Source organism: Variovorax sp. 278MFTsu5.1 (assembly GCF_048305045.1).
Lineage (GTDB): Bacteria > Pseudomonadota > Gammaproteobacteria > Burkholderiales > Burkholderiaceae_C > Variovorax > Variovorax guangxiensis.
The window spans coordinates 4,056,914-4,080,989 of sequence record NZ_CP157622.1 but is presented as its reverse complement, the minus strand read 5'-3'; the positions used below and the strand labels follow the sequence as shown (position 1 = coordinate 4,080,989).

The window sequence follows — 24,076 nt, the reverse complement described above, 5'->3', positions numbered from 1 at the left end:
GCGCTGCCCTCGGCGAGAGCGGTGCGCGCCTCTTCGACAAGGACCATCATGAACACAGCATTCCTGAAATGGCTGGCTGCGGGAGCGGCGGCGCTGCTGCTGTCCGCCTGCGGCGCGAACAGCGGCAACAGCGGCGGCCCCGAGGCCGAACTCGTCGGCACCTACGCCGTGAAGCAGAACGGCGCGCTCAAGGAGCTCATCAAGATCGAACGGCAGGGCGACGGCTACGTGATGCGCGACAAGGTGCGCACGGCGGACTGGAGCGAGCCGAAGATGACGATGAAGCCCGTGACGCGAGAGCACTGGAGCCGCATCACCACCGACAAGGAGAACACCGCCTTCGTCGGCGTGGCCAGCGAGCAGCTCGGCATATTCAAGGTGCCGGCGGGCTGGCAGAAGAACGGCTTCCAGACCTCGACCGGCTACTTCCTCTTCTATTCGCGCGGGCCGGTGGAGGCGTACAAGCTCTGAAGCAGCGAGCTCAGCCAGCGGGCGCCACGCTCGCGCCCTCGATGCGGTGGCGCTTCAGCGCATCGGCCACGAAGCCGCTGGCCTTCATCTCCTCCACGAAGGCGGCGAGCAGGGCCTGCGCTTCGGTGCCGCGGCTGGCGGGCGTGCCCATGGCCTGCTGGATGACCATGAAGCGCCCCGGCAGCACGCGCACGCCGGGTGCGCGCTTCGCCTCGCCCTCGAGCATCTGGCGGATGCCGGCCGCCACTTCGACTTCGCCCGAGCGGAGTGCCGCGAGTGCGGGGCCTGCGCCCTGGAGGCGGACGATCTCGGCCGCCTTGATCTCGCGCGTCAGGAACAGGTCGTAGGCGCTGCCTGCTCCGACGGAGATGCGGTTGCCATTGGCATCGACCTGCGCGTTGTCGGTGAGCGCAGAGGCGTCGGGTACGAGGTAGCTGCCTTCGATCAGCACGTAGGGCGCGGTGAACAGCAGCCCTTCGCTGCGCGCCGGGTCGATGGCGAAGAAGCCGATGTCGGCCTTCTCGTTCTTCACCGCGTCGACCGATGCGGCGGCCTTTTCGAACACCACCAGCTCGATGGCCACGCCGAGGCGCCGTGCGAACTCGCGCGCCAGGTCGATGGAGACGCCCACCGGCTCGCCCGTGGCCGCGTCCTTGTTGGCCAGGATCGGGTTGCCGAGATTGATCGAGGCGCGCAGCGTGCCGCTGGGCGCGAAGGCGGAAACGAGGGCGGGGGAGATCGTCGTCTGCTGCTGAGTCATGGCGTCCTGGCGTCGATGGAGGAAGATGCCCGCCAGTTTACGGGTCAGGCTACGACCCGGCCGGCGTCACGATCCCGAGCGAACCCAGCGGCCCGAGCGGTAGCCGCACCGTGACGCGCAGGCCCGGCCCCACGCCGGTGTCGCCCAGCGCGATGGTGCCACCGTGCGCGTCGATCACCGATCGCACGATGGCCAGCCCCAGGCCGCTGCCGGTCTGCGTCTGGTCGGGGTCGCGGAAGAAGCGGTCGAACACGCGCTCGCGCAGTGCCGGCATGATGCCGGGCCCCTGGTCGGACACCGTCAGCACCGCCACGTCGCCGTCGCGCCGGATGCCCACGCTCACCACCGAGCCCACGGGGCTGTACTTGGTGGCGTTGTCGATCAGGTTGTCGATCATCGAGACCAGGCTGTCGCGGTCGCCCATGAGCTCGACGGGCTCGTCCTCCATGAGTTCGATCTCCACCTCGCGCACGTGCGCCAGCGCCGACAGCGCCGCGAGGCGCTCCTGCACCAGGTCGTCCAGCCGCAGCGCGCGCGGCGCCGAGGCGCTGGCGTTGCTGCGCATGAGCCGCAGCAGCTGGCCCACCAGCCGCTCTGCGCGCGCGTTGCTGCTGAGCACGCGCGCGAAGAGTTCGTCCTGCCGCTCGGTGGGAATGTGTTCGATGAGCAGCGACTGCAGCGCCTCCACGTTCACGCGCATCGCCGCGATGGGCGTGCGCAGCTCGTGCGCCGCGTCGGCGATGAAGCTCTGCTCGCGCGCGATGCTGGCGCGCAGCCGCTCCATCAGTGCGTTGAAGTTCTGCACCATCGGCTGCAGCTCGTCGTGGCGCGGCTGCGTCGACACCGGCGCCAGGTCGTGCGGACCGCGCGAGGCGATCTCGCTGGCCACCTTGCGCCACGGCCGCAGCGCCAGGCGGATCGACAGCCACGCCGGAAGCAGCAGGAAGGGCACGCTGATGACCAGCGGCAGGATGTAGTAGCCGCGCGACTGGAAGGTGAGCCACACCTGCTCGGTGCCGGGCGTGACCAGCGTGACGCGCGTCTTGCCGGAAGGAGACTCGATGGTGCGCGCGCGCCAGCTCTTTCCGTTGACCTGCACCGTCTCCCCGATGTCGGGGCGGGTATTGGCGATGCCCTCGGGCGGCAGTCCCCGGGAACGGTAGATCTCGTGGCCGTTCTGCCAGACGATGACGCTGGGCGCCATGGCCGCGTCGTCGTTGTCGTCGCCGCCGCCGAAGGAGTTGCGCAGCGCGATGTCCATGGAGCGCAGGCTCTCGTACTGCCGGGCAGGCTGGTCGGTGAGGTTGCGCGCGACGACGAGCATGCTGCGCTGCGAGGCGTCCATGATCGAGAGGTCTTCGTTGAACGCGGAGTTCAGCAGCACCGCGATGGCGAGGCTCCACAGCAGCGTCATCATCCCGACCTGCGCGAACATGAGGCGGCGCACCAGCGAGGGCCGCCGGACGCGCAGCCAGCCGCTGCGCAGCAGCCGCGCGGGGGCACGCGCTATCGAGGCGAGCACCGCGTTCATGTGTGCTCCAGCGGCGGCGGTTGCTGCTGCTGCGCGGCGAGATAGATCACGTAGCCGATGCCGCGCACGGTGCGGATGTAGCCGTCGCCGATCTTGCGGCGCAGGTTGGAGACGTGTACGTCGAGCACGTTGCTGCCGGGCCCCTGGCCCTGCACGGCGCCCTGGGTGCCCGCCACCATGAGCTGCTCGAGCACGCGGCGCGCGACCACGCGGTCGGCCCGCCGCACCAGCAGGCTCAGCAGGCGGAATTCGCTTCGCGAAAGCGTAACCGGCACGCCGTCCACGCGCACGCGCTGCGTCGGCTCGTGCAGCCACAGGCCTCGCACCTCGAAGGTGGCGCCATCGCCGCCGTAGCTGCGCCGCGCAAGGGCGCGCACGCGCGCGAGCAGCTCGGCCAGCACGAAGGGCTTGACCATGTAGTCGTCGGCGCCGCTGTCCAGGCCCTGCAGGCGGTCGTGCAGGCCGTCGCGGGCGCTGAGGATGAGCACCGGCAGCCGCTTGCCGTCGCGCCGCAGCCGGTCGAGCACGTCGAGGCCGTCGCCGTCGGGCAGGCCCAGGTCGAGCAGCAGCAGGTCGCAGCCCTCGGTTTCGAGGATGCGCCGCGCCTCCTCGACGCGGCGCACCCATACCACCTCCATCCCCTGGGTCTGCAAGGCGACGCGAATGCCGGTGGCAAGGTCGAAATCGTCTTCGGCCAGGAGGATCTTCATGGCGGGCAATCTACCTGCCGAAGCTGAAGGATTCCCAAAGAAACAGATACGCAGACGTGCTCCGGCGCACGGGAGGGAGGGGGGGCGCCAGCCGGCGGAATTTCAGCAGACCTTCATCTATGCGGCTCACCATGCGGGGTGTTCGCCCCACATCACCAGGAAAGAACAGAACGGGACATCGATGAGCCTCTTCGAAGCGCGCCTCTTCGCCGGCAATTTCCGCTCGCCGGAAGCCCATTCCTCGCTGCTGGCTTCGTATGCCCGCGTGCTCGCGCGCTGGCCCGTGCCGCACGAGAGCCGCTACGTCGAGACGCGCTACGGCCGCACGCACCTGCTGGCCTGCGGGCCGGCCTATGCGCCGCCGGTGGTGCTGCTGCACGGCGGCGGCGGCAACGCCACCACCTGGATCCACAACATCGCTCGGCTCGCGGGCTCGCTGCAGGTCTACGCGTTGGACATCATCGGCGATGCCGGCCGCAGCGAAGGGCGCCGCCCCGCGACGGAAGACGGCTACTGCAACTGGCTCGAAGACGTGCTGATCGCCATCGGCCGGCCCAAGGTGGGGCTGTGCGGCGCCTCCTTCGGCGCATGGCTCGCGGCGGCCTACGCGCGCCAGACCATGCGCCGCGTCGGCAAGCTGGCGCTGCTGGCGCCGCCGAACCTGGAGTCGGTGCGCATCGGCACGATGCTGCGCGCGGGCTTCGCCGCAGCCTTCCCGAGCGAGCGGCTGGTGCGCGCCTTCCGGGCGCTGGTGTCGTCTCCGAAGGCGCCCGAGCCGCCGCCCTGGGCCATGGACGACTGGCTCGTGCGCTGGCGCTGCCAGCGCGCCCATCCGAGGCCACCTGGCCGCATGACAGATGCCGACCTGCGCGTGCTGCCCAGGAACACGCTGCTGATGCTCGGCGAGGACGAGGTGCTATTCGACCCGGTGCGCGCCCGCGCCCGTGTGAAGGCGCAGGCGCCGCATGTGCGCGTCGAGTTGCTGCCCGACGCGGGCCACGCCATTGCCTTCGACCAGGCCGACAAGGTTGGCGATGCGCTGGTCGAGTTCTTCCTGCGCGACGGCTGGACGCTCTGACCGTGCGCGCTCAGCGCGCCGGCAGCGGCTCCAGGCCCGTCTTGGCGATGGTGGGCGCCGCTGCGGGCGAGTTGAGATAGCGGATGAGCTGCCGCGCCGCGTCGGGCTGCTTCGAGCCGGTGGCGACGCCGGCGGAGAACACCGTCACGCGCTGCACTTCGGCCGGCAGGGGGCCGATGTAGTCGATACCGGCGATGGGCAGCAGCTCGCTGACCTGCTGCAGGCCGAGCGCCGCGTCGCCGCGGGCCACCACCGAACCGACGCGCTCGCTCAGGATGCGCTTGCTCTTGGGCTTGACCTGGTCCTCGATGCCCAGCTTCTTGAGCAGCTCGGTCTCGTAGTAGGTGCCGCTCGCGCTGGCCGAGTAGGCGATCGACGGCGCGGCGATCAGCGTGCGCTTGAGCGCGTCGACCGTGCTGATGTCGGGCCTGGGCGCGCCCTTGCGCACCGCAAAGCCGATGGAAGAGCGCACCAGGTCGACCTGGCTGCCGGGCACCACCTTGCCTTGGGCCACCAGCGCGTCGAGCGCGGGGCGCGCGAGGATCACGACGTCTGCGGGCTCGTTGCGCGCCAAGCGGCTGGGAATGGAATCGTCGGCATTGCCCATGGAGGCGCCGTAGGCCGTCTTGACGCTGCGGCCGCTGCTGCGCTCGAACTCGGGTCGCAGGTCGTTGTAGGCCGCGGTGAAGCCACCCGAGGTCATGACGTGGATGTCGGCGCCGGCGACGGGCTTGCTGGTGCTGCTGCTGTTGCTGCCGAGGCTGCCGCAGCCTGCGAGCGCGAGGGCCGCGATCAGCGGGAGGGCGGCGCGGCGGGTGATGGAAAGGGCAGGGCTGAAACGGCTGAGAAAAGGTCTGGTCACGATGTCTCCAAGGGGAAGTTGGCTGCAGAAGCCATCGTAGAAGCCGGACCTGTCATTCCGCCCTCAGCGGATTCGGGGTTACTACCGAGGCGCGGCGGGCTCGTCTCCGGGCGCGCTGCCGCCCGGGTCGGCGGCCGGCAGCCGCCCGCGCCGGGCCAGCCCCTCGCGCAGCAGGAACTCGACCTGCGCGTTCGCGCTGCGAAGTTCCTGCGCGGCGAGGCGCTCGATCTCGGCCCACAGGGCCGGATCGATGCGCAGGGGATAGGCTTTCTTGCCGGGACTGGCCATCGGGTGAATACGGATCGGAAGGCGCGTACGGTTCGCGCCTCAGGTGTAGAGCGTACCGGTGTTCACCACGGGCTGAGTCTCGCGGTCGGAGCACAGCACCACCAGCAGGTTCGACACCATCGATGCCTTGCGCTCGTCGTCGAGCACGACCAGGTTGCGCTCCGACAGGCCCCTGAGGGCAGCCTCGACCATGCCGACCGCACCGGCCACGATCTGGTGCCGAGCGCTCACGATGGCCACCGCCTGCTGGCGGCGCAGCATCACCTGCGCGATTTCGGGGGCGTAGGCCAGGTGGGTGAGCTTGGCGTCGAGCACTTCGACGCCGGCGCTGGCGAAGCGGCGGTTCAGGTCGTCCCTGAGGGCGTCGGCCACCGTGTCGAGGCCGGCGCGCAGCGTGGTCTCGTCGCTCGGCAGGTCGTCGCCGCTGTCGTAGGCGTAGAGGGTGGCGAGGTGGCGGATGGCCGCCTCTGCCTGGATGGCGACGAACTTGTTGTAGTCGTCGATCTCGAACACGGCCTGCGCCGTGTCGTAGACCCGCCAGACCACCGCCGCGCCGATCTCCACCGGGTTGCCGCGCTTGTCGTTCACCTTCAGCGGCGGGGTGTTGAGGTTGCGCGCGCGCAGCGAGATCTTCTGGCCGCTTTGCAGCGGGTTGGTCCAGCGCAGGCCCTCGGAGCGGTCGGTGCCCTGGTACTCGCCGAAGAGCGTGAGGATGATGCCCTCGTTGGGCTGCAGCATATAGAGGCCCGGAACCAGCACGAGGCCGACCACGACCAGCAGGATGCTCATGGGCAGCGGCATCAGCCGCTGCACCATCGCCCAGACGCCGACCGCGATGAGCAGCAGCGCCACCGCGGACACGCCGTAGCCGTTGATCGACCGGTAGGGGCGCTCCATGCGTACCGGTCGCGGATTGATGTTGGGGGTCTTCTCTTGCATCGCTGCCTCCGTTGAAAGTGATATCACTCTAATATCTTTTTGAGGCCAGTCAAGATGTTTTCGATGTCCCGGCGAATGCTCCGGATTTCCGCTGCCGCCGCGCTGGCTGCGAGCCTGTTCGGCGCCGAGCCGGCCGGTGCCACCTCGTGCGCCGGCCGCGCCTCTTTCCTCGATTCGGTGGCGGCTGCGCGCGGCGAGCCACGCGCCCGCGTGCTTCGCGTACGCGTCGTGCCCTTCGACCTGGGCGTGCCCGACTACACGCCGCCTCCGCGCTCCTTCATGTTCGAGCCGGTCGAGTTCCTCGATGGCAGGCCAGCCGGCAAGGCCGCAGGCCGCTTCATGGGCAACGGCGTGCTGCACTTCATGCTCAACGCGGCGCCGCCGGGCCGCGAGGAGCCGTTGCCGCAGGGCTCCGAATGGATCGTGCTGGCACGGGATAACGGCGAGGGCGCGCTGGGTATCGGCCCGTGCGGCTCGATCCTCGAAGTCCGAGGCGACACGGTGCATGGCTTCATCCGCGGCGCCCCGACCAACATCGACACCACGCAGGCCCTGCCGCTGCGCGAGTTCCGGCGCTCGCTGCGGGCGCCGAGGTAGAGCAGGCGCGCCCGGTCAGTCGACCAGATCGAAGCAGCAGCCCGCGTAGTAGGGCTTGTCGCCACCCTCGACGAAGGGCACCTCGATGGGCTTGCCCTCGTTGCGCCACACGTCGCGCTTCCGGTAGCCGGAGCGCGAGAGGTCGGCCAGCAGCTCGTCGTGGTGTTGAATGCGATAGGGACACACCGCGATGCCGATGCTGTTGAGCGTGTAGATAGTGCGCTCCGGGTGCACCGCCGTGGTGTTCATCACGATGCGCCGGGGCTTCACCGCAAGCTCCGAGAGGATCGTGTCCATGCGCACCGGCAGGTATTGCAGGCTGCCCGATACGTACAGCACATCGCAGCCGCTGGCGTCGTGGTAGTCGGTGGTGAAGCCGAGCTGCTCCGTGGCCTCGCGCTTGATGGCCATCGCGCGGCCGCTCTCGACCACGCCTGGCACGTCGCACACCGTCCAGCGCAGCGTGGAGGGATAGCTCAGCACGCGCCGGAAGGCGTAGTACTTGATGCCGACGTGCCCGCCCAGGTCGAACACGCGCGTGAGGCCCGCGTCGATCGAGCGGCCCAGCCAGAAGAGACCGGGGTAGTCGTAGAAGTAGATCTGCGGGCTGTAGAGCTCGCCCGCGTCGGCGTTGGCATAGCCCACGGCCTTGGAAGAGGGCGCGCCGGCCTCGGCCGCCGCGAAGCTCTCGAACGAACCCATGAACAGGTTCTCGTCCGTGTTGTTCAGGAACTTGCGCTTGTACGCACTCTCGCGGGCAGGAAATTGCAGAAGGCTGTTGAGCATCTCGTTCTCCGTTGGCATCCCCATTCTGGGCGCAACAGGAGCGGCGCAGGGGTATAGCCCAGTGCGGTTGGGGCAGTTACCCCATGGGGGTTACATACCGCTCGCCAGCGCTGCCGCCGCAGCCCGCGTCTCCACCCCCAGCTTCTCGAAGATGTGCTCCAGGTGCTTGTTCACCGTGCGCGGGCTGGTGCCCAGGATCTCGCCGATGTCGCGGTTGGTCTTGCCCTTGGCGAGCCATGAAAGCACCTCGGTCTCGCGCGGGGTGAGGGCCGCGTCCGCCAGCCGCGCGGCCGGGCCTTCGCGCTGCACGGCGAAGAGCAGCATCGTCTCGCCCAGCGCTGCCGCGCCGAGGTTGCGCACCGACAGCCGCATGCCCGTGGACGTGCCGACCGAGATGACCGCACCCGGCGCCAGCGCCGCCTCCAGCGAGCCCGGCAGAAGGCCAGGCGCTGGCGGAACTTCCAGCGCATGCAGCCACAGCGCGGCCTGCGGCGAGCGCCACGCGATGCGCCCGCGCGTGTCGACGAAGACCACGCCCATGCCCGCCACGTCCACCGCGTCGCGCGCCATGCGGGTGATGCGCGCGTTGCGCGCGTGCGTGTGCAGCCGCGCCAGCACTTCCTGCGCGCGGATCGGCTTCACCACGTAGTCGACGCCGCCGCACTCGAAGCCTTCGACCACGTGCGAAGTCTCCGACAGGCCCGTCATGAACAGCACCGGGATGTGTGCGAGCGCCGGGTTGGCCTTGATGCGCCTGCAGGTCTCGAAGCCGGAGAGGCCGGGCATCAGGCCGTCGAGCAGGATCGCGTCTGGCACCACCAGTTCGAGCCGCTGCAGTGCGGCCTCGCCGTCGGCGGCCACCAGCACGGTGTAGCCGCTGGCCTCCAGCGTGTCGCACAGCATGCCGAGGCTGCTGGGGGCGTCGTCCACCACCAGCACCACGGGGCGTTCGGCCGAAGGCGATTCAGGGAGCGAGGGTGTCTGCATCTTCTGCCAGTGCGTTGCGGAGTTTGTCGAGTTCGAAGCGCGCGACCATGCCGCGCAGCCAGGTGCATGTGGCGGCCGCCGTGGGCGAGGCGGCGGCCAGCCGGTCGAGCGCGGTGTGCAGGCCGCGCACGTGGCCCATCTGGGCGAGGCGCATGAGCTCTGCGCGGTCGTCTTCCGGAAGGTCGAGCTGCCGGGGGCGAGGGGGCAGGGCTTCGAGGTCGTCGAGCGCGACCGGCAATGCATCGCCGGCCGCCAGCCATTCCAGGCCCAGGTGGCGCTCCAGCGTGGCGATGAGCTCCGACTCGATCACCGGCTTGCCCACGAAGGCCTGGCAGCCCGCCGCGCGCAGCCGCTCGGCCTGGTTCTCGAACATGTTGGCCGAGACGATGATGATCGGGATCTCGCCGAAGCCCGATGCTCGCACCGAGGCGGCGGTCTGCCAGCCGTCCATGTCGTCCATCGTCAGGTCGAGCAGTATGGCCGAGGGCAGCTCCTCGCGCAGGCTGTCGAGGCACTCGGTGCCGCTCGCGGCCTCGCGCACCTCGAAGCCCAGCGGCGCGAGCATGCCTGCGAGCATCTGGCGCTGCACCGGCTGGTCGTCCACCACCAGCAGCGTGCGGCGCTCGCCGATGTAGCCCGACACGGGCTGGCGCACGGCGCCCGCCTTGCCGGCCTGCGGGCCGGGGTCGGCCACCTCGCGCAGGTACACGCGCACGCTGAAGGTGCTGCCCTGCGAGGAAGTGGCTGCCAGCTTGAGCTCGCCGCCCATCAGCGAGGTGAGCAGCCCGGTGATGGTCAGGCCCAGCCCCGTGCCCGGCTCGCCGCGCCGGCGGCCGGCAGCGCCGCGCTCGAAGGGCAGGAAGATGCGCTGGTGGTCCTGCGGCGCCACGCCGATGCCCGTGTCGGCCACGTCGAAGCGCAGCACCTCGCGGCGCGCGTCCACGTGCAGCGTGACGGTGCCGCTGTCGGTGAAGCGCACCGCGTTCGTCAGCAGGTTGATGAGGATCTGCCGCAGCCATTTCGCATCGGCATGCACCCACGGCGGCAGCCGGCCCGCGTGCGTGTAGACGAAGGCCAGGCCCTTGTTCTCGGCCTGCGGGCGCACCATGTGCACCAGCTGGTCGAGGAAAGCCGGCAGCGCCAGCGGCGCGGGCTCCAGCTGCAGCCGGCCGGCCTCGATGCGTGCCAGGTCGAGCAGGCCGTCGATCAGGCCCAGCATGTGCTCGCCGCTGCGGTGGATGGTCTGCACCGCTTCGCGCGGCGGCTTCACGGAGTCGCCCTTCAGGAGGATCTGCGAGTAGCCCAGGATGCTGTTGAGCGGCGTGCGCAGCTCGTGCGTCATGCCGGCCACGTAGCGGGTCTTGGCCTGGTTGGCGGCCTCGGCGGCTTCCTTGGCGGCCTGCAAGGCGGCGTCGGTGCGGCGGTGGGCTTCGATCTCGAGCGCCAGCAGGTTGTTGTGCCGGTTCGATTCCTCCTGCGCCATCTGCCGGCTCTCGCTGCCCAGCACCACCCACCATGCTGCCACCGCTGCCACCACGGAGAGCAGCGCGAACACCTTCAGGAAAGCCGTGGCCATGACCGGGTCGCTGGTGCCCGCCAGCGCCTCCTGCGCGTACACCACCCCCACCACGGTGGCCAGCAGCGCGATGAGCGATGCCGCCACCAGCAGGTAGTGCGCCACGCGGAAGTTCAGGCGTGCAGAGAGCGCCGGCGGCAGCAGCGCCTGCAGCCAGCCGCTCATTTGCTCGGCTGCGCGCGAATCGGTCTTGCAGCGGTCGTGGCAGCGCGACTCGAGCGTGCAGCACAGCGAGCAGATCGGCGCGCTGTAGGCAGGGCAGTGCGCCATGTCCTCCGACTCGAAGCTGTTGTCGCACACTGAGCACTTCACGGCCTGGCCCGGCGTCCAGCGTTCGATGTCGTTGCGCGCGAGGTAGTAGCGCCCACGCGTGCGCCAGGCCAGCAGCGGCGACAGCGCCATGGCGGTGGCCAGCGCGATGAAGGGCGAAAAAGCCTTCGCCCATTGCCCCAGCGTGCCGGAGTAGGCCAGCATGGCCAGCGCCGCCGCCGCCAGCATCGACACCAGGCCCACAGGGTTGATGTCGTACAAGTGCGCCCGCTTGAACTCGATGGTGCGCGGGCTCCAGCCCAGCGGCTTGTTGATGACCAGGTCGGCCACCAGCGCGCCGACCCAGGCGATGGCGATGTTGCTGTAGAAGCCCAGCACGTGCTCCAGCGCCGCGAACACGCCCAGCGCCATCAGCAGTATCGCGATGGCCACGTTGAATACCAGCCACACCACGCGCCCCGGATGGCTGTGCGTGAGCCGCGCGAAGAAGTTCGACCATGCCAGCGAACCCGCATAGGCGTTCGTCAGGTTGATCTTCATCTGCGACACCAGCACGAACAGCACCGTGATGCCCAGCACCCAGGCCGGATCGCGCAGCACGTAGGAGAAGCCCGTGAGGTACATCTGCGTGGGCTCGACCGCGTGGTTGGCCGGTATCTCGTGCTGCAGCGCGAGGAAGGCGAGGAAGGCGCCGCCCATCATCTTCAGCATGCCCGGCACGATCCAGCCCGGCCCCGAGACCAGCACCGCCGTCCACCAGCGCACGCGGTTGGCGGCGGTCTTCTCGGGCAGGAAGCGCAGGTAGTCGACCTGCTCGCCGATCTGCACCACCAGCGAGAAGGCCACGGTGGCGGCGGCGCCGAACATCAGCGGGTCGAAGCCGCTGCTGTCGGAGGTGCGGCCCACCAGCCCGGTGAAGTCGGCGTAGAGCTCGGGCTTCTTCACCAGCACCGCGACGAAGGGGCAGACGAACAGCACGATCCAGATCGGCTGCGTCCACAGCTGCAGCCCCGAAATGAGCGTGATGCCCCGAGCCACCAGCGGGATGATGACGATCGACGACACCATGTACAGCAGCCACAGCGGCCAGTCCAGGTACATCTGCAGCGCCAGCGCGAGGATGGCCGCCTCCAGCGCGAAGAAGATGAAGGTGAAGCTCGCGTAGATCAGTGACGTGAGCGTGGAGCCCAGGTAGCCGAAACCGGCGCCGCGCGTGAGCAGGTCCATATCCACGCCATGGCGTGCCGCGTAGTACGAGATCGGCAGTCCGGTGAGGAAGGTGATGAGCCCCACCACGAGGATGGCCCACAGCGCGTTCGAGAAGCCGTAGCTCAGCGCGATGGCTCCGCCGATGGCCTCCAGCGCCAGGAAGGAGGTGGCGCCGAAGGCCGCGTTGGCGACGCGGAACTCCGACCACTTGCGGAAGCTGCGCGGCGTGTAGCGCAGCGCGTAGTCCTCCAGCGTCTCGTTCGCGACCCAGGCGTTGTAGTCGCGGCGGATGCGGAAGATCTTCTGTCCGGAGACGGATTGCATGGCGGGTTCTCGCGGCGGCGGCAGTGGCATGGCGCGGGTACAGCAAGAAGCGCTCCCTGCGGCCCTTTTCACCGATCCTTTTCACCGATGTCTTGCTCGCGAGTCTGCGGGCAGGGCGGGCACCCGCCGCTACGTTGAATGACGTATTCGCGCATACGCCGGTGATTTCTAAAGTTCCAGCCATGGTGCTCGGGGCACCGTCCGATGCACTTCGATGGTGCGCGGCCCTCCTTTCCAACAACCTGCCTGGAGTTTCCTGATGTCGCGTGATTCCGATCCTTCCCTCGATGCCATGGCACTGCGCCGCCGCCGCCTGCTGCAGGGCGCCGCCGCGCTGCCCGTGATGGGCCTGAGCGGCCTGAGCTTCGGCCAGGGCCAGTTCCCCACGGCCAAGGTCAACACGACGAAGCTCGCCGTGACGGACACCGAGGTCACGGTGGGCCAGTTGCATTCGTCCACCGGCACCATGGCCATCTCGGAGACCGGCTCCATCCAGGCCGAGCAGCTCGCCATCGACCAGATCAACGCCATGGGCGGCATCCTGGGCCGCAAGATCAAGGTCATCAAGGAAGACGGCGCCTCCGACTGGCCCACCTTCGCCGAGAAGTCGAAGAAGCTGCTGGTCAACGACAAGGTCGCGGCCGTGTTCGGATGCTGGACCAGCGCCTCGCGCAAGGCCGTGCTTCCGGTGTTCGAGAAGGAGAACGGCCTGCTGTACTACCCCACCTTCTACGAAGGCCTGGAGCAGAGCAAGAACGTGATCTACACCGGCCAGGAAGCCACGCAGCAGATCATCTGGGGCCTGGACTGGGGCGCGAAGGAGAAGAAGGCCAAGACCTTCTTTCTGGTGGGCTCCGACTACATCTGGCCGCGCACCTCGATGAAGATCGCGCGCAAGCACATCGAGAACTTCCAGAAGGGCTCGGTCAAGGGCGAGGAGTACTACCCGCTGGGCCACACCAACTTCAACTCGCTGATCAACAAGATCAAGGTGGCCAAGCCCGACTGCATCTTCGCGGCCGTGGTGGGCGGCTCGAACGTGGCCTTCTACAAGCAGCTCAAGGCCGCGGGCATCACCGGCGACAAGCAGTTCCTGCTGACGCTGGCCGTGACCGAGGACGAGATGACCGGCGTGGGCGGCGAGAACTTCGCGGGCTTCTACTCGTCGATGAAGTACTTCCAGACGCTGGACAACGCGAACAACAAGAAGTTCGTGGAAGCCTTCAAGGCCAAGTACGGCAAGGACGCCGTCATCGGCGACGTGACGCAGGCGGGCTACCTCGGCCCCTGGCTGTGGAAGGCCGCGGTGGAGAAGGCCGGCAGCTTCGATGTGGACAAGGTGGTTGCCGCATCGCCGGGCATCGAGCTGAAGACGGCGCCCGAGGGCTACGTGAAGCTCGACGCCAACCACCATCTGTGGAGCAAGGCGCGCATCGGGCAGGGGCAGCTCGACGGGACGTTCAAGGTGGTGGCGGAGTCGGCCGAACTGATCAAGCCGGATCCGTTCCCGAAGGGCTACCAGTAAGCAGGCCTCCGGCCCTCACCCCAACCCTCTCCCGCAAGCGGGAGAGGGGGTAACTCCAACTTTCCGGACTTCCCGCCATGACTCTGTCGGACATGCTGAACATCGGCCTCATGCAGGGCTTCGCGGGGCTGAGCCTCTTCGCGGTGCTGCTGCTGATGGGGCTGGGCCTCGCGATCATCTTCGGCCAGATGGGCGTGATCAACATGGCGCATGGCGAGTTCATGACCATCGGCGCCTACTCGATCTACCTGGCCGCGCGCGTCACCGAGAGCCTGGCGCCCGGGTTCATGCCGTACTACTTCCCGATCGCCATCGGGCTGGCTTTCGTCTTCGCCTTCGTCACCGGATGGATCGTGGAGTGGGCGTTGATCCGCCACCTCTACAAACGTCCGCTCGACACACTGCTCGCCACCTGGGGCGTGAGCCTGGGGCTGCAGCAGATCTTCCGCACCTTCATCGGGCCGAAGGAGGTGAGCCCGACGCTGCCCGAATGGCTCATGGGCTCGTGGACGCCGCACGAAGGCCTGGACATCCCGATCAACGGCCTGTTCGTGCTCGCGCTCACCGCGCTGGTCACGGGTGGCGTGCTGGTCGCGCTGCACAAGAGCCGCTGGGGCCTGCGGGTGCGCGCCACCGTTGCCAACCGCACCATGGCCAATGCCACCGGCATCGACACGAAAAAGACCGACCGCCTCACCTTCGCCATCGGCTGCGGCATTGCCGGCGTGGCGGGCGCGGCCTTCACCACCATCGGCTCCACCGGGCCGACCTCGGGCTCGCTCTACATCGTCGACGCCTTCCTGGTCGTCACCTTCGGCGGCGCGGCCAGCCTCTTCGGCACGGTGGTCTCGGCCTTCGGCATCGCGCAGACGCAGTCGGTCTCGGAGTTCTTCATGACCGGGTCGATGGCCAAGGTGCTGACGCTGTCGCTGATCGTCTTCATCCTGATGCTGCGCCCCCAAGGACTTTTTGCAGTCAAGGTGCGCCGCTGAATCCGATTCCTTCCTGGAGAACGTTCCGATGAATTTCATCAAGGCCTCGATCCAGCGCTACCAGCTGGGCAGCCTCCTGCTGCTGGTGCTGCTGCTCGCGGTGGTTCTGCCGCTGTCGCTCGACATCTTCCGCCTCAACCTCGTGGGCAAGTACCTCACCTACGCCTTCGTGGCCGTGGGCCTCGTCATGGTGTGGGGCTACGGCGGTGTGCTGAGCCTGGGGCAGGGGGTATTCTTCGGCATCGGCGGTTATGCGATGGCGATGTTCCTCAAGCTCGAGGCGTCCGACCCGGTGTCGACCAAGATCCAGACCACGCCGGGCATTCCGGACTTCATGGACTGGAACCAGATCACCGAGCTGCCCACGCTGTGGCTGCCGTTCAAGAGCCTGCCGCTGAGCCTCGCGCTGGTGGTGCTGGCGCCGATGGCGCTGGCCTGGCTCATCAGCTTCGCGATGTTCAAGCGGCGCGTGGGCGGGGTGTATTTCGCGATCATCACGCAGGCGGTGGCGCTGATCTGCACGGTGCTCATCATCGGCCAGCAGGGCTACACGGGCGGCGTGAACGGCATGACCGACCTGAAGACTCTGCTGGGCTGGGACACGCGCACCGACAGCGCCAAGTACGTCCTCTACTACGTCTGCGTGGCCCTGCTGGTGGGCAGCATCCTGCTGTGCCGCTGGATCCAGACCAGCAAGCTGGGCACGCTGCTGCTGGCCATGCGCGACAAGGAAGACCGCGTGCGCTTCTCGGGCTACGACGTGTCGAACTTCAAGGTCTTCATCTTCTGCCTGGCGGCGGGGCTCTCGGGCATCGGCGGCGCGATGTTCGCGCTGCAGGTGGGCTTCATGTCGCCGAGCTTCGTGGGCATCGTGCCGTCCATCGAGATGGTGATCTTCTGCGCGGTCGGCGGCCGCATGAGCCTGGTGGGGGCGGTGTACGGCGCGCTGCTGGTGAATGCGGGCAAGACGCTGTTCTCGGAGAGCTTTCCGGACCTGTGGCTGTTCCTGATGGCGGCGCTCTTCATCGGCGTGACCATGGCCTTCCCGATGGGGCTCGCGGGCGTGTGGGAAGAAAAGATCCGCCCGTGGTGGAAGTCGCGCCGGCAGGCATTGCGCGACGCGGCCGTCAAGCCGCCGGCACCAACCGTATCGGCAACGCCCGCAGCACAGCCCGTCGAGCCCGCGCTGCCCGAAGGCATCGGCAGCCAGCGCGCCTGAACACACGCGGAGCAACCTCATGAGCAATACCGACTTCGCGCTCGCCGTGGAAGACCTCACCGTCTCCTTCGACGGTTTCAAGGCCATCGACGACCTGACGCTGTACATCGACCGCAACGAACTGCGCGTGATCATCGGCCCCAATGGCGCGGGCAAGACCACGCTGCTCGACCTGATCTGCGGCAAGACGCGCGCCAGCGCCGGCAGCATCAAGTTCAGGAACACCGAACTCACGAAGATGGCCGAGCACAAGCGCGTGCGGCTGGGCATCGGCCGAAAGTTCCAGACACCCTCCATCTACGAGAACCTCAGCGTGTTCCAGAACCTGGAGGTGTCGTTTCCGAAAGGGCGCTCGGTGTTCGGCGCGCTGGCCTTCAAGTGCGACGACGAGGTCAAGGCCAGGGTGCAGGCGGTCGCCGGAGAGATCGGCCTGGCCGACAGGCTCGACACCGAGGCCGGCCTGCTGAGCCACGGCCAGAAGCAGTGGCTGGAGATCGGCATGCTGCTGATGCAGGAGCCCGAACTGCTGATGCTCGACGAGCCCATCGCCGGCATGAGCGCGCGCGAACGCGAGCTCACCGCCGAGCTGCTCAAGCGCATCTGCCAGAACCGCGCCGTGATCGTCATCGAGCACGACATGGCCTTCGTGAAGCAGATCGCGCACAAGGTCACGGTGATGCACCAGGGAAAGATCCTCGCCGAAGGGCCGATGGAGAAGGTGCAGGCCGACCCGAAGGTCATCGACGTCTACCTGGGCCACTGACATGAGCAACATCAACCTGAAGGTCGAGGACCTGCACGTCGCCTACGGCCAAAGCGAGGCGCTGCACGGCATCTCGTTCGACGGCCACGCCAACGAGACCGTCGCCATCATGGGCCGCAACGGCATGGGCAAGACCACGCTGTTCAAGAGCCTGATGGGCGTGCTTCCGCTGAAGAGCGGGCGCATCGAGGTGGCGGGGCAGGACGTGTCGCGCGACGAGAGCTTCCGCCGCGTGGCCAAGGGCATCGCCTACGTGCCGCAGGGGCGGATGATCTTTCCGACGCTGACGGTGGAGGAGAACATCCAGACCGGCCTGGAGAACTCGAAGACACGGCGCATCCCGGAAGAAATCTACGCGCTCTTCCCCGTGCTGTGGGACATGAAGAGCCGCAAGGGCGGCAACCTCTCGGGCGGCCAGCAGCAGCAGCTCGCCATTGCGCGCGCGCTCGTCACAGACCCCAAGGTGCTGCTGCTGGACGAACCCACCGAAGGCATCCAGCCTTCGATCATCAAGGACATCGCGAAGGCGCTCAACGAGATCCGCAAGCTGCGCGGCATCACCATCGTGGTGTCCGAGCAGGTGCTGAGCTTCGCGATGGACGTGGCCGACCGGCTCTTCGTGATCGAGGGCGGGCGCCTCGTGCACGAGACGGCGCGCGACAAGACCGATGTCGACCGCATCAAAGCCTACCTCTCTGTTTAACCACAACCCCAGGAGCCACTGCAAATGACGGACACGCTGATCAAGGTCGACCTGACCAAGCCGCCCACTGAGAACGAGATGATCCACAACCGCTGGCATCCGGACATCCCGATGGCCTGCTGGGTCAACCCGGGCGACGACTTCATCCTGGAGACCTTCGACTGGACCGGCGGCTTCATCAAGAACAACGACAGCGCCGACGACGTGCGCGACATCGACCTGAGCACGGTGCACTACCTCTCCGGCCCGGTGGGCGTGAAGGGTGCCGAGCCCGGCGACCTGCTGGTGGTCGACCTGCTGGACATCGGCGCCAAGCAGGACAGCCTCTGGGGCTTCAACGGCTTCTTCTCGAAGAAGAATGGCGGCGGCTTCCTCACCGACCATTTCCCCGAAGCGCAGAAATCGATCTGGGACTTCAAGGGCATGTTCACCAGCTCGCGCCACGTGCCCGGCGTGAACTTCGCGGGCCTCATCCACCCAGGCCTGATCGGCTGCCTGCCCGACAAGCCCATGCTCGACATGTGGAACGAGCGCGAGAAGGCGCTGATTGCCACCGACCCCGAGCGCGTGCCCGGCCTGGCCAATCCGCCTTTTGCGGGCACGGCCCACATGGGCAAGATGACCGGCGAGGCGAGGGCGAAGGCCGCGGCCGAAGGCGCGCGCACCGTGCCGCCGCGCGAGCACGGCGGCAACTGCGACATCAAGGACCTCTCGCGCGGCTCCAAGGTGTTCTTCCCGGTGTATGTCGACGGCGCGGGCCTGAGCGTGGGCGACCTGCATTTCAGCCAGGGCGACGGCGAGATCACCTTCTGCGGCGCCATCGAGATGGCCGGCTGGGTGCACATGAAGGTCTCGCTCATCAAGGGCGGCATGGCCAAGTACGGCATCAGGAACCCGATCTTCAAGCCCAGCCCCATCACGCCGCAGTACAACGACTACCTGATCTTCGAGGGCATCTCGGTCGACGAGAGCGGCAAGCAGCATTACCTCGACGTGAACGTGGCCTACCGCCAGGCCTGCCTGAACGCCATCGAGTACCTGAAGAAGTTCGGCTACTCGGGCGCGCAGGCCTACTCGATCCTCGGCACCGCCCCGGTGCAGGGGCACATCAGTGGCGTGGTCGACGTGCCCAACTCGTGCGCCACGCTGTGGCTGCCTACCGGCATCTTCGACTTCGACATCAACCCCAGCGCCGCCGGCCCTGTGAAGTTCATCGACGGCAGCATCGACATGCCGCTGTCGCCGGACCTGCGCTGAACATTGAAGAAAGACCCGCCATGCCCACCTACGACTACGCCTGCGGGCATTGCGGCGGCTTCGAGGCGCTGCGGCCCTCGGGCCTGCGCGACGAGCCGGCCGCATGCCCCGACTGCGGCAGCGCGTCGCCTCGCGTGCTGTCGGCCGCGCCCCGGCTCGCGCTGATGGCCGCGGGCACGCGCCGCGCAATGGAAACCAACGAGCGCGCCCGGCACGAGCCGACGAGTTCGCGCGACTATGCGCGGCTGCGGCATCCCGCGGGGTGCGGCTGCTGCGGCTCTTCGTCGAAGCGCGGCGCAACGATGACCGCGCCCAACGGCGCGAAGTCGGCACCGTCGCGAAGGCCCTGGATGATCAGCCACTGAAGGCGTCGGACCGTATCGGCGGGACGCTTTTTCAAGGCCCGCATTGTTTCAATCCCGTGAACGCCGCGGTTCTTTTTGCACGCGTTTTCCGGGGCGATTCAGGATCAAACTTCTCCTCACCAACCAACCCGTTTGCCCTGAAGGAGATTGAAATGAATGCCTCGAAGATCCTCGCCGCTGCTGCTCTCTCGCTCCTGGCTGCTGCCGGAGCACAAGCAGAAACCTATGACGGCGTGCACGTCGTGAATTCCTCGGTGACCCGTGCCGAAGTCGCACCGCAAGCCGCTGCCGCCGCCCGCGCCGGCAACGAATACAGCGATGCCTCCGCCGCCGGTGCACAGAGCTTCACCTCTACCGCCAACCGTGCGACCGTGCAGGCCGAGGCCGTTGCCAAGGCGCACGACCCGCTCGCCAGCCTCGATCGCCGCGCGTTCTATCGCGACGAAGTGCCGCAAGCCTACAAGAAGCCCAGCGTGTCGTTCACGCGCCAGGCTGGCCTGTAATCAGGCGACATCGGCCGCTGCTGCGGCTGCATGGACAAGGACGAGAAGCGGGCCGATCGGCCCGCTTTTTTCATGTGCGCATGTTTCGCCTTGGGGCTTCTAAAATATACGCAATGAGTATATATTTGCGGCTCATGAACATGCCGCAACAGGTGCTCCTCCGCGACGCGATGCGTCAGCTCAACATGACGCGCGACGCTTTCGCCGAGCGCATCGGCAGCCGCAGAAGGGCGCTCGACGCCTGGCTGCTGCCCGACGAATCCAACGAATTCAGAGCCATGCCCGAGGTCGCGCGGCGCTTCGTCAGCGAAATCCTGGCTTCGGATGGTCGGCGCGGTGAATATACGCAAAGCGCACATGAAGGCGCGTTGCGCAAGTCGATGGCCGTCGAGGGCTCGCTGCACCTGCTCTCGGTCAGCCAGTTCAACCGCGACGCCATCGACGAGCTCTTCCAGCTGGCCGACGTGATGCAGCCCATCGCGCGCCGCCGCAAGGTGAGCCGCGTGCTCGAAGGGGCCGTGCTGGCCAACCTGTTCTTCGAGGCCAGCACCCGCACCCGGGTGAGCTTCGGCGCGGCTTTCTGCCGGCTGGGCGGCTCGGTGTGCGACACCACTGGCTTCACCTTCTCGTCGATGGCCAAGGGCGAATCGATCTACGACACCAGCCGCGTCATCAGCGGCTACGTCGACGCCATCGTGGTGCGGCATCCGGAGCAGGGCTCGGTGGCGGAGTTCGCGCGCGCCACCAATGTGCCCGTCATCAACGGCGGCGACGGGCCGGGCGAACATCCGAGCCAGGCACTGCTCGACCTGTACACCATCCAGCGCGAGTCCTCGCGCCTGGGCAAGCTGGTCGACGGCGCGCACATCGCGATGGTCGGCGACCTGAAATACGGGCGCACCGTGCATTCGCTCATCAAGCTGCTGGCGCTGTACAAGGGCCTGAAGTTCACGCTGATCTCGCCGCCGTCGCTGGCCATGCCCGCCGGGGTCGTCGATGCGGTGAGCCGCAACGGCCATGTGGTCGAGATCGCCGCCACCCCGGCGCAGGGGCTGGCCGGCGCGGACATCATCTACGCCACGCGCATCCAGAAGGAGCGTTTCGCCCACGACGAAGTGCTGGAAGGCTTCGACAACGCCTTCGAGATCAACCGCGCGCTGGTCGAATCGGCGTGCAAGCCCGACGTGGTGGTGATGCACCCGCTGCCGCGCGACAGCCGCCCGGGCTCGCACGATCTCAGCGTCGACCTCAACAACGATCCCCGCCTGGCCATCTTCCGCCAGACCGACAACGGCATCCCGGTGCGCATGGCCATCTTCGCCACGCTGCTGGGCGTGGACAAGCTCGTGAGCCGCTCGATGCGCGACGCCGCGTGGACGCCGCCCTCGCACATCGGGCCCGACGACAGCACTTTCCACGGGCTCGACTGACGCCTGCTGCCCCGGGCGCGTCAGGTGTGGACGAGGATGTTGACCAGCTTGCCGAACGGATCGCGCACTAGAAGCGCTCATCCGCGCCTAAGCGAACTCTCACGGCACCCTAAGCAGACCCTCAGCGGCACATAAGTGCCGCGTCCTAGAGTGAACCCATCGTCATCACTCAAGGAGACAGCCATGAGAGTTCGAACTATTGCCCTGTGCATCGCCACCGGGCCCGCGCTGGTGCTGGCATCGCTCGCGCATGCGGGCGGGCGGGCCGATCCGGACTATCCGCAGATCTCGCACTCGACGCAATCGCGCGATGCGGTGGCCGACGAGGCCGCGCGTGCGAACAACGGAGTCCATGCGACCGAGGTCGCCGAATCGCAGCCCGCGCCGAGCGTGTCGGGGGCCGATCGCGCCCAGGTGCAGGCCGAGGCGATTCGCGCGAACAACGGCATCCATCCGACCGAGGTGATGGAGTCGCAGGTGGCACCGCCCGTGGCATCGGCGAACCCATCGGGTTCGCCGGTCGCGCACGCGATGGGCGAATAGATGGGCGAATAGGGGCGCGGTGCCGGCGGGTTTCAATCCCGCGTGAGCACGAAGCGCTTGCGGATGCCGCTCGCGGCCGAAGGCGCCACCCACAGGTCGAACTCGCCGGGCTCCACGGTCGGCTTCATGTCGCGGCCGATGAACGACAGGTCGTCGGCCGTGAGCGTGAACTCGACCGTTTCCGATGCGCCCGGCGCGATCGCCAGCTTGCGGAAGCCCTTGAGCTCGCGCACCGGCCGCGTCACGCTGGCGGCGCGCTCGGCGATGTAGAGCTGCACCACTTCCTCCGCGTCGCGCGAGCCGGTGTTGGTGACGGTGGCGCGCACGCGCAGCGTGCCGGCCAGCGGCATGCGTTCGCTGCTCAGTTCGACGCTGTCGTAGCGCACAGGTGAGAAGCCGATGCCGTGGCCGAAGGGGTAGAGCGCCTCGTTCGTCGCGTCGACGTACCGCGTCTTGAAGGCCGTGCCGGGCGCGCTCTCGGGCGAGGGGCGGCCGGTGCGCTTGTGGCCATAGTAGTAAGGCACCTGCCCGGCCGTCTGCGGAAAGCTCACCGGCAGCCGGCCCGAGGGATTGAAGTCGCCGAACACGACATCGGCGATCGCGTTGCCGGTCTGCACGCCGAGGAACCATGTGACGAGGATGGCGCGCGCATTGCGCACCGCGCCCTTCAGCGCCATCGCGCGGCCGTTGCTCAGCAGCACGACCACCGGCTTGCCGGTGGCGGCCACCGCCTCGGCCAGGTCCTGCTGCGCCTGCGGCAGGCCGATGTCGCTGCGCGAGCGCGCCTCGCCCGACATCTTCTGGCTCTCGCCGATGGCCAGCAGCACCACGTCGGCATCGCGCGCGGCCGCCACCGCCGCGTCGATGCCGCCGGGCAGCGCCGACTCGATGCCCGAGCCGCGCACCACGTTCACCGACGAATTGGGGCCCAGCGCGTTGCGCAGGCCCTGGTCGATGCCCACCGGCGCCGACTGCCCGGGGAACAGGCTCCAGGCGCCCATCAGGTCGATGGTGCCTTCGGCGAAGGGGCCGATCAGCGCGATCTTCGTGCCGGCCTTGGGCAGCGGCAACAGCATGCGATCGTTCTTCAGCATCACGATGGAGCGGCGGGCGCTTTCGCGGGCCAGCGCGATGAATTCGGGGTTCTCGGGGCGCTGCGCGGCGGGCAGCCCGTCGAGCCCGCGCATCGGGTCGTCGAACAGGCCCAGCTTCTGCTTCACGCGCAGCACGCGGCGAACCGCCTCGTCCAGGCGCGCCATCGGAACCTCGCCCGAGGCCACGAGGTCGGGCAGGTAGCGCATGTACAGGCCGCTTTGCATGCTCACGTCGGTGCCCGCCATGAAGGCCTGCTTGGCGGCCTCGCGCGGATTGGCGGCGTAGCCGTGCTCCACCAGTTCCTCGTCGGCCGTGTAGTCGGAGACCACGAAGCCACGGAATTTCCATTCGTCGCGCAGCACGCCCGTGAGCAGCGCCGGGTTGGCGGTGGAGGGCACGCCGCCGATCTCGTTGAAGGCGCTCATCACCGACAGCGCGCCCGCGTCCAGCGCCGCGCGGAACGGCGGCAGGTACACCTCGCGCAGCGTGCGCTCGGAGATGTCGCTCACGTTGTAGTCCAGGCCACCCTCGGCCGCGCCGTAGGCCGCGAAGTGCTTGGGCGTGGCCAGCATCGAGTCGGGCCGGGAAAGATCCGTGCCCTGGAAGCCTCGAACCCGAGCGGCCGCGAACTGCTTCGCGAGGAAGACGTCCTCGCCCACGCCTTCGAGGCCGCGGCCCCAGCGCGCATCGCGTGCGATGTCGACCATCGGCGCGAAGGTCCAGCGGAAGCCGTCGGCCGTGGCCTCCACCGCCGCCGCGTGCGCCGTGCGCTCGGCCAGCGCGGGCTCCCAGCTCGAAGCCTCGGCCAGCGGCATCGGGAACATCGTGCGAAAGCCGTGGATCACGTCGGCGCCGAAGATCAGCGGAATGCCCAGCCGCGACTCCTTGATCGCGATCTGCTGCAGCCGCCGCTTGTCCTCGAGGCCCGCGTTGTTGAACAGGCCCGTGAGCCGGCCGGCGCGCACGTCCGCCGTTTCCTGCTGCGCATTGCGCCAGCTGGCCTGCGGGTTGTTGGGCGTGTCGATGTCCGCCGGGCCGTACAGGCTGAGCTGGCCGGCTTTCTCCTGCACCGTCATGCGGGAGATCAGGGCTTCGATGCGGGCGTGGGCGTCTTGCTGCGGTTGCTCCTGTGGTTGTGGCTGCAGCGTGGCAGCCGTTGACGCATCGGGGGCGGCCGATGCGGAGGGCAGGAGGAGCGCGAGGGAGAGGAGGGCGCAGGCGGGGGCGAGAGAGCGCGCCGGATGGCGCGGGAATCGGACGTGCATGGGCTCCTATTCTGCAGATAACAGTAGC

Annotated in this window: 23 protein-coding genes; 13 read left to right on the top strand and 10 right to left on the bottom strand. The window is 68.1% G+C overall.

Going from position 1 to position 24,076, the window contains the following annotated elements; all coding sequences use genetic code 11:
- The first annotated feature begins 48 nt into the window (after positions 1–48).
- Positions 49–471, top strand: a complete 423-nt coding sequence (locus ABL844_RS18995) for a hypothetical protein (protein WP_369661904.1) — start codon at positions 49–51, stop codon at positions 469–471.
- Between the two features lie 10 nt (positions 472–481).
- On the opposite strand, the gene ABL844_RS18990 is transcribed toward ABL844_RS18995, so the two are convergent.
- From ABL844_RS18990 to ABL844_RS18980, 3 genes are read right to left on the bottom strand one after another with little or no spacing between them, the layout of a single operon-like run.
- Positions 482–1,231 carry a transporter substrate-binding domain-containing protein gene (locus ABL844_RS18990; RefSeq protein ID WP_418128497.1) on the bottom strand — a complete coding sequence of 250 codons (750 nt, stop codon included), beginning with the start codon at positions 1,229–1,231 and terminating at the stop codon, positions 482–484.
- Between the two features lie 49 nt (positions 1,232–1,280).
- Complete coding sequence (locus ABL844_RS18985; RefSeq protein ID WP_369661906.1) at positions 1,281–2,762, bottom strand: sensor histidine kinase; 1,482 nt, start codon at positions 2,760–2,762, stop codon at positions 1,281–1,283.
- On the bottom strand, positions 2,759–3,472 hold the full coding sequence (locus ABL844_RS18980; protein WP_418128495.1) for a response regulator: 714 nt from the start codon (positions 3,470–3,472) through the stop codon (positions 2,759–2,761). The genes ABL844_RS18985 and ABL844_RS18980 overlap by 4 nt, the downstream gene beginning before the upstream one ends.
- Before the next feature lie 181 nt (positions 3,473–3,653).
- Between ABL844_RS18980 and ABL844_RS18975 the strand changes: the two genes are divergently transcribed.
- The gene (locus ABL844_RS18975) at positions 3,654–4,550 is read left to right on the top strand and encodes an alpha/beta fold hydrolase (protein WP_418128494.1); all 897 of its coding nucleotides are present in this window, start codon (positions 3,654–3,656) and stop codon (positions 4,548–4,550) included.
- A gap of 10 nt (positions 4,551–4,560) precedes the next feature.
- Here ABL844_RS18975 and ABL844_RS18970 read toward each other — a convergent pair whose 3' ends face one another.
- From ABL844_RS18970 to ABL844_RS18960, 3 genes are all read right to left on the bottom strand, one after another.
- Positions 4,561–5,412, bottom strand: coding sequence for a substrate-binding domain-containing protein (locus tag ABL844_RS18970; protein ID WP_418128492.1), 852 nt, complete (start codon positions 5,410–5,412; stop codon positions 4,561–4,563).
- A gap of 81 nt (positions 5,413–5,493) precedes the next feature.
- Entirely contained in the window at positions 5,494–5,700 is a 207-nt protein-coding gene (locus ABL844_RS18965) for a hypothetical protein (RefSeq protein WP_126022096.1), read from the bottom strand.
- Between the two features lie 39 nt (positions 5,701–5,739).
- A complete protein-coding gene (locus ABL844_RS18960) occupies positions 5,740–6,639 on the bottom strand; it encodes an SPFH domain-containing protein (protein WP_184637218.1) in 900 nt (299 codons plus the stop codon).
- 75 nt (positions 6,640–6,714) lie between these two features.
- On the opposite strand from ABL844_RS18960, the gene ABL844_RS18955 reads away from it, so the two are divergent.
- Positions 6,715–7,236: a hypothetical protein gene (locus tag ABL844_RS18955; protein ID WP_418128491.1), complete on the top strand. Its 522-nt coding sequence runs from the start codon at positions 6,715–6,717 to the stop codon at positions 7,234–7,236.
- Positions 7,237–7,251: 15 nt separating this feature from the next.
- On the opposite strand, the gene ABL844_RS18950 is transcribed toward ABL844_RS18955, so the two are convergent.
- The 3 genes from ABL844_RS18950 to ABL844_RS18940 form a co-directional block, all read right to left on the bottom strand.
- Complete coding sequence (locus ABL844_RS18950) at positions 7,252–8,022, bottom strand: TIGR04325 family methyltransferase (protein WP_369661911.1); 771 nt, start codon at positions 8,020–8,022, stop codon at positions 7,252–7,254.
- Between the two features lie 90 nt (positions 8,023–8,112).
- Positions 8,113–9,009 (bottom strand): response regulator transcription factor, encoded by an 897-nt coding sequence (locus ABL844_RS18945; protein WP_184637224.1) that lies wholly within the window; start codon positions 9,007–9,009, stop codon positions 8,113–8,115.
- Positions 8,987–12,388 (bottom strand): ATP-binding protein, encoded by a 3,402-nt coding sequence (locus ABL844_RS18940; protein WP_418128490.1) that lies wholly within the window; start codon positions 12,386–12,388, stop codon positions 8,987–8,989. Before ABL844_RS18940 ends, ABL844_RS18945 begins: the two co-directional genes overlap by 23 nt.
- 259 nt (positions 12,389–12,647) lie before the next feature.
- Here ABL844_RS18940 and urtA point away from each other — a divergent pair, with 259 nt between their 5' ends.
- From urtA to ABL844_RS18890, 10 genes are all read left to right on the top strand, one after another.
- Positions 12,648–13,913 (top strand): urea ABC transporter substrate-binding protein, encoded by a 1,266-nt coding sequence (urtA, locus tag ABL844_RS18935; protein WP_418128489.1) that lies wholly within the window; start codon positions 12,648–12,650, stop codon positions 13,911–13,913.
- A gap of 77 nt (positions 13,914–13,990) precedes the next feature.
- Entirely contained in the window at positions 13,991–14,905 is a 915-nt protein-coding gene (urtB, locus tag ABL844_RS18930) for an urea ABC transporter permease subunit UrtB (protein ID WP_418121343.1), read from the top strand.
- A 28-nt stretch (positions 14,906–14,933) separates the two neighbouring features.
- Positions 14,934–16,124: an urea ABC transporter permease subunit UrtC gene (urtC, locus tag ABL844_RS18925; protein ID WP_418128487.1), complete on the top strand. Its 1,191-nt coding sequence runs from the start codon at positions 14,934–14,936 to the stop codon at positions 16,122–16,124.
- A 19-nt stretch (positions 16,125–16,143) separates the two neighbouring features.
- Positions 16,144–16,887, top strand: a complete 744-nt coding sequence (urtD, locus tag ABL844_RS18920) for an urea ABC transporter ATP-binding protein UrtD (protein ID WP_126022105.1) — start codon at positions 16,144–16,146, stop codon at positions 16,885–16,887.
- Between the two features lies 1 nt (position 16,888).
- Positions 16,889–17,590, top strand: coding sequence for an urea ABC transporter ATP-binding subunit UrtE (urtE, locus tag ABL844_RS18915; RefSeq protein WP_184637236.1), 702 nt, complete (start codon positions 16,889–16,891; stop codon positions 17,588–17,590).
- Between the two features lie 24 nt (positions 17,591–17,614).
- Entirely contained in the window at positions 17,615–18,847 is a 1,233-nt protein-coding gene (gene fmdA / locus ABL844_RS18910) for a formamidase (protein ID WP_369661917.1), read from the top strand.
- Positions 18,848–18,867: 20 nt separating this feature from the next.
- Positions 18,868–19,212: a zinc ribbon domain-containing protein gene (locus tag ABL844_RS18905; protein ID WP_418128486.1), complete on the top strand. Its 345-nt coding sequence runs from the start codon at positions 18,868–18,870 to the stop codon at positions 19,210–19,212.
- A 152-nt stretch (positions 19,213–19,364) separates the two neighbouring features.
- The gene (locus tag ABL844_RS18900; protein WP_126022109.1) at positions 19,365–19,715 is read left to right on the top strand and encodes an alpha/beta hydrolase; all 351 of its coding nucleotides are present in this window, start codon (positions 19,365–19,367) and stop codon (positions 19,713–19,715) included.
- A 134-nt stretch (positions 19,716–19,849) separates the two neighbouring features.
- Complete coding sequence (locus ABL844_RS18895; protein WP_418131925.1) at positions 19,850–21,145, top strand: aspartate carbamoyltransferase; 1,296 nt, start codon at positions 19,850–19,852, stop codon at positions 21,143–21,145.
- Positions 21,146–21,328: 183 nt separating this feature from the next.
- A complete protein-coding gene (locus ABL844_RS18890) occupies positions 21,329–21,688 on the top strand; it encodes a hypothetical protein (protein WP_369661921.1) in 360 nt (119 codons plus the stop codon).
- A gap of 32 nt (positions 21,689–21,720) precedes the next feature.
- On the opposite strand, the gene ABL844_RS18885 is transcribed toward ABL844_RS18890, so the two are convergent.
- Positions 21,721–24,048 (bottom strand): glycoside hydrolase family 3 N-terminal domain-containing protein, encoded by a 2,328-nt coding sequence (locus ABL844_RS18885; protein WP_418128484.1) that lies wholly within the window; start codon positions 24,046–24,048, stop codon positions 21,721–21,723.
- Positions 24,049–24,076: the final 28 nt, after the last annotated feature.

Coding starts and splice junctions, on each gene's coding strand:
- ABL844_RS18995 (WP_369661904.1), top strand. CDS start 49: ATGAACACAGCATTCCTGAAATGGCTGGCTGCGGGAGCGGCGGCGCTG.
- ABL844_RS18990 (WP_418128497.1), bottom strand. CDS start 1,231: ATGACTCAGCAGCAGACGACGATCTCCCCCGCCCTCGTTTCCGCCTTC.
- ABL844_RS18985 (WP_369661906.1), bottom strand. CDS start 2,762: ATGAACGCGGTGCTCGCCTCGATAGCGCGTGCCCCCGCGCGGCTGCTG.
- ABL844_RS18980 (WP_418128495.1), bottom strand. CDS start 3,472: ATGAAGATCCTCCTGGCCGAAGACGATTTCGACCTTGCCACCGGCATT.
- ABL844_RS18975 (WP_418128494.1), top strand. CDS start 3,654: ATGAGCCTCTTCGAAGCGCGCCTCTTCGCCGGCAATTTCCGCTCGCCG.
- ABL844_RS18965 (WP_126022096.1), bottom strand. CDS start 5,700: ATGGCCAGTCCCGGCAAGAAAGCCTATCCCCTGCGCATCGATCCGGCC.
- ABL844_RS18960 (WP_184637218.1), bottom strand. CDS start 6,639: ATGCAAGAGAAGACCCCCAACATCAATCCGCGACCGGTACGCATGGAG.
- ABL844_RS18955 (WP_418128491.1), top strand. CDS start 6,715: ATGCTCCGGATTTCCGCTGCCGCCGCGCTGGCTGCGAGCCTGTTCGGC.
- ABL844_RS18950 (WP_369661911.1), bottom strand. CDS start 8,022: ATGCTCAACAGCCTTCTGCAATTTCCTGCCCGCGAGAGTGCGTACAAG.
- ABL844_RS18945 (WP_184637224.1), bottom strand. CDS start 9,009: ATGCAGACACCCTCGCTCCCTGAATCGCCTTCGGCCGAACGCCCCGTG.
- ABL844_RS18940 (WP_418128490.1), bottom strand. CDS start 12,388: ATGCAATCCGTCTCCGGACAGAAGATCTTCCGCATCCGCCGCGACTAC.
- urtA (WP_418128489.1), top strand. CDS start 12,648: ATGTCGCGTGATTCCGATCCTTCCCTCGATGCCATGGCACTGCGCCGC.
- urtB (WP_418121343.1), top strand. CDS start 13,991: ATGACTCTGTCGGACATGCTGAACATCGGCCTCATGCAGGGCTTCGCG.
- urtC (WP_418128487.1), top strand. CDS start 14,934: ATGAATTTCATCAAGGCCTCGATCCAGCGCTACCAGCTGGGCAGCCTC.
- urtD (WP_126022105.1), top strand. CDS start 16,144: ATGAGCAATACCGACTTCGCGCTCGCCGTGGAAGACCTCACCGTCTCC.
- urtE (WP_184637236.1), top strand. CDS start 16,889: ATGAGCAACATCAACCTGAAGGTCGAGGACCTGCACGTCGCCTACGGC.
- fmdA (WP_369661917.1), top strand. CDS start 17,615: ATGACGGACACGCTGATCAAGGTCGACCTGACCAAGCCGCCCACTGAG.
- ABL844_RS18905 (WP_418128486.1), top strand. CDS start 18,868: ATGCCCACCTACGACTACGCCTGCGGGCATTGCGGCGGCTTCGAGGCG.
- ABL844_RS18900 (WP_126022109.1), top strand. CDS start 19,365: ATGAATGCCTCGAAGATCCTCGCCGCTGCTGCTCTCTCGCTCCTGGCT.
- ABL844_RS18895 (WP_418131925.1), top strand. CDS start 19,850: ATGAACATGCCGCAACAGGTGCTCCTCCGCGACGCGATGCGTCAGCTC.
- ABL844_RS18890 (WP_369661921.1), top strand. CDS start 21,329: ATGAGAGTTCGAACTATTGCCCTGTGCATCGCCACCGGGCCCGCGCTG.
- ABL844_RS18885 (WP_418128484.1), bottom strand. CDS start 24,048: ATGCACGTCCGATTCCCGCGCCATCCGGCGCGCTCTCTCGCCCCCGCC.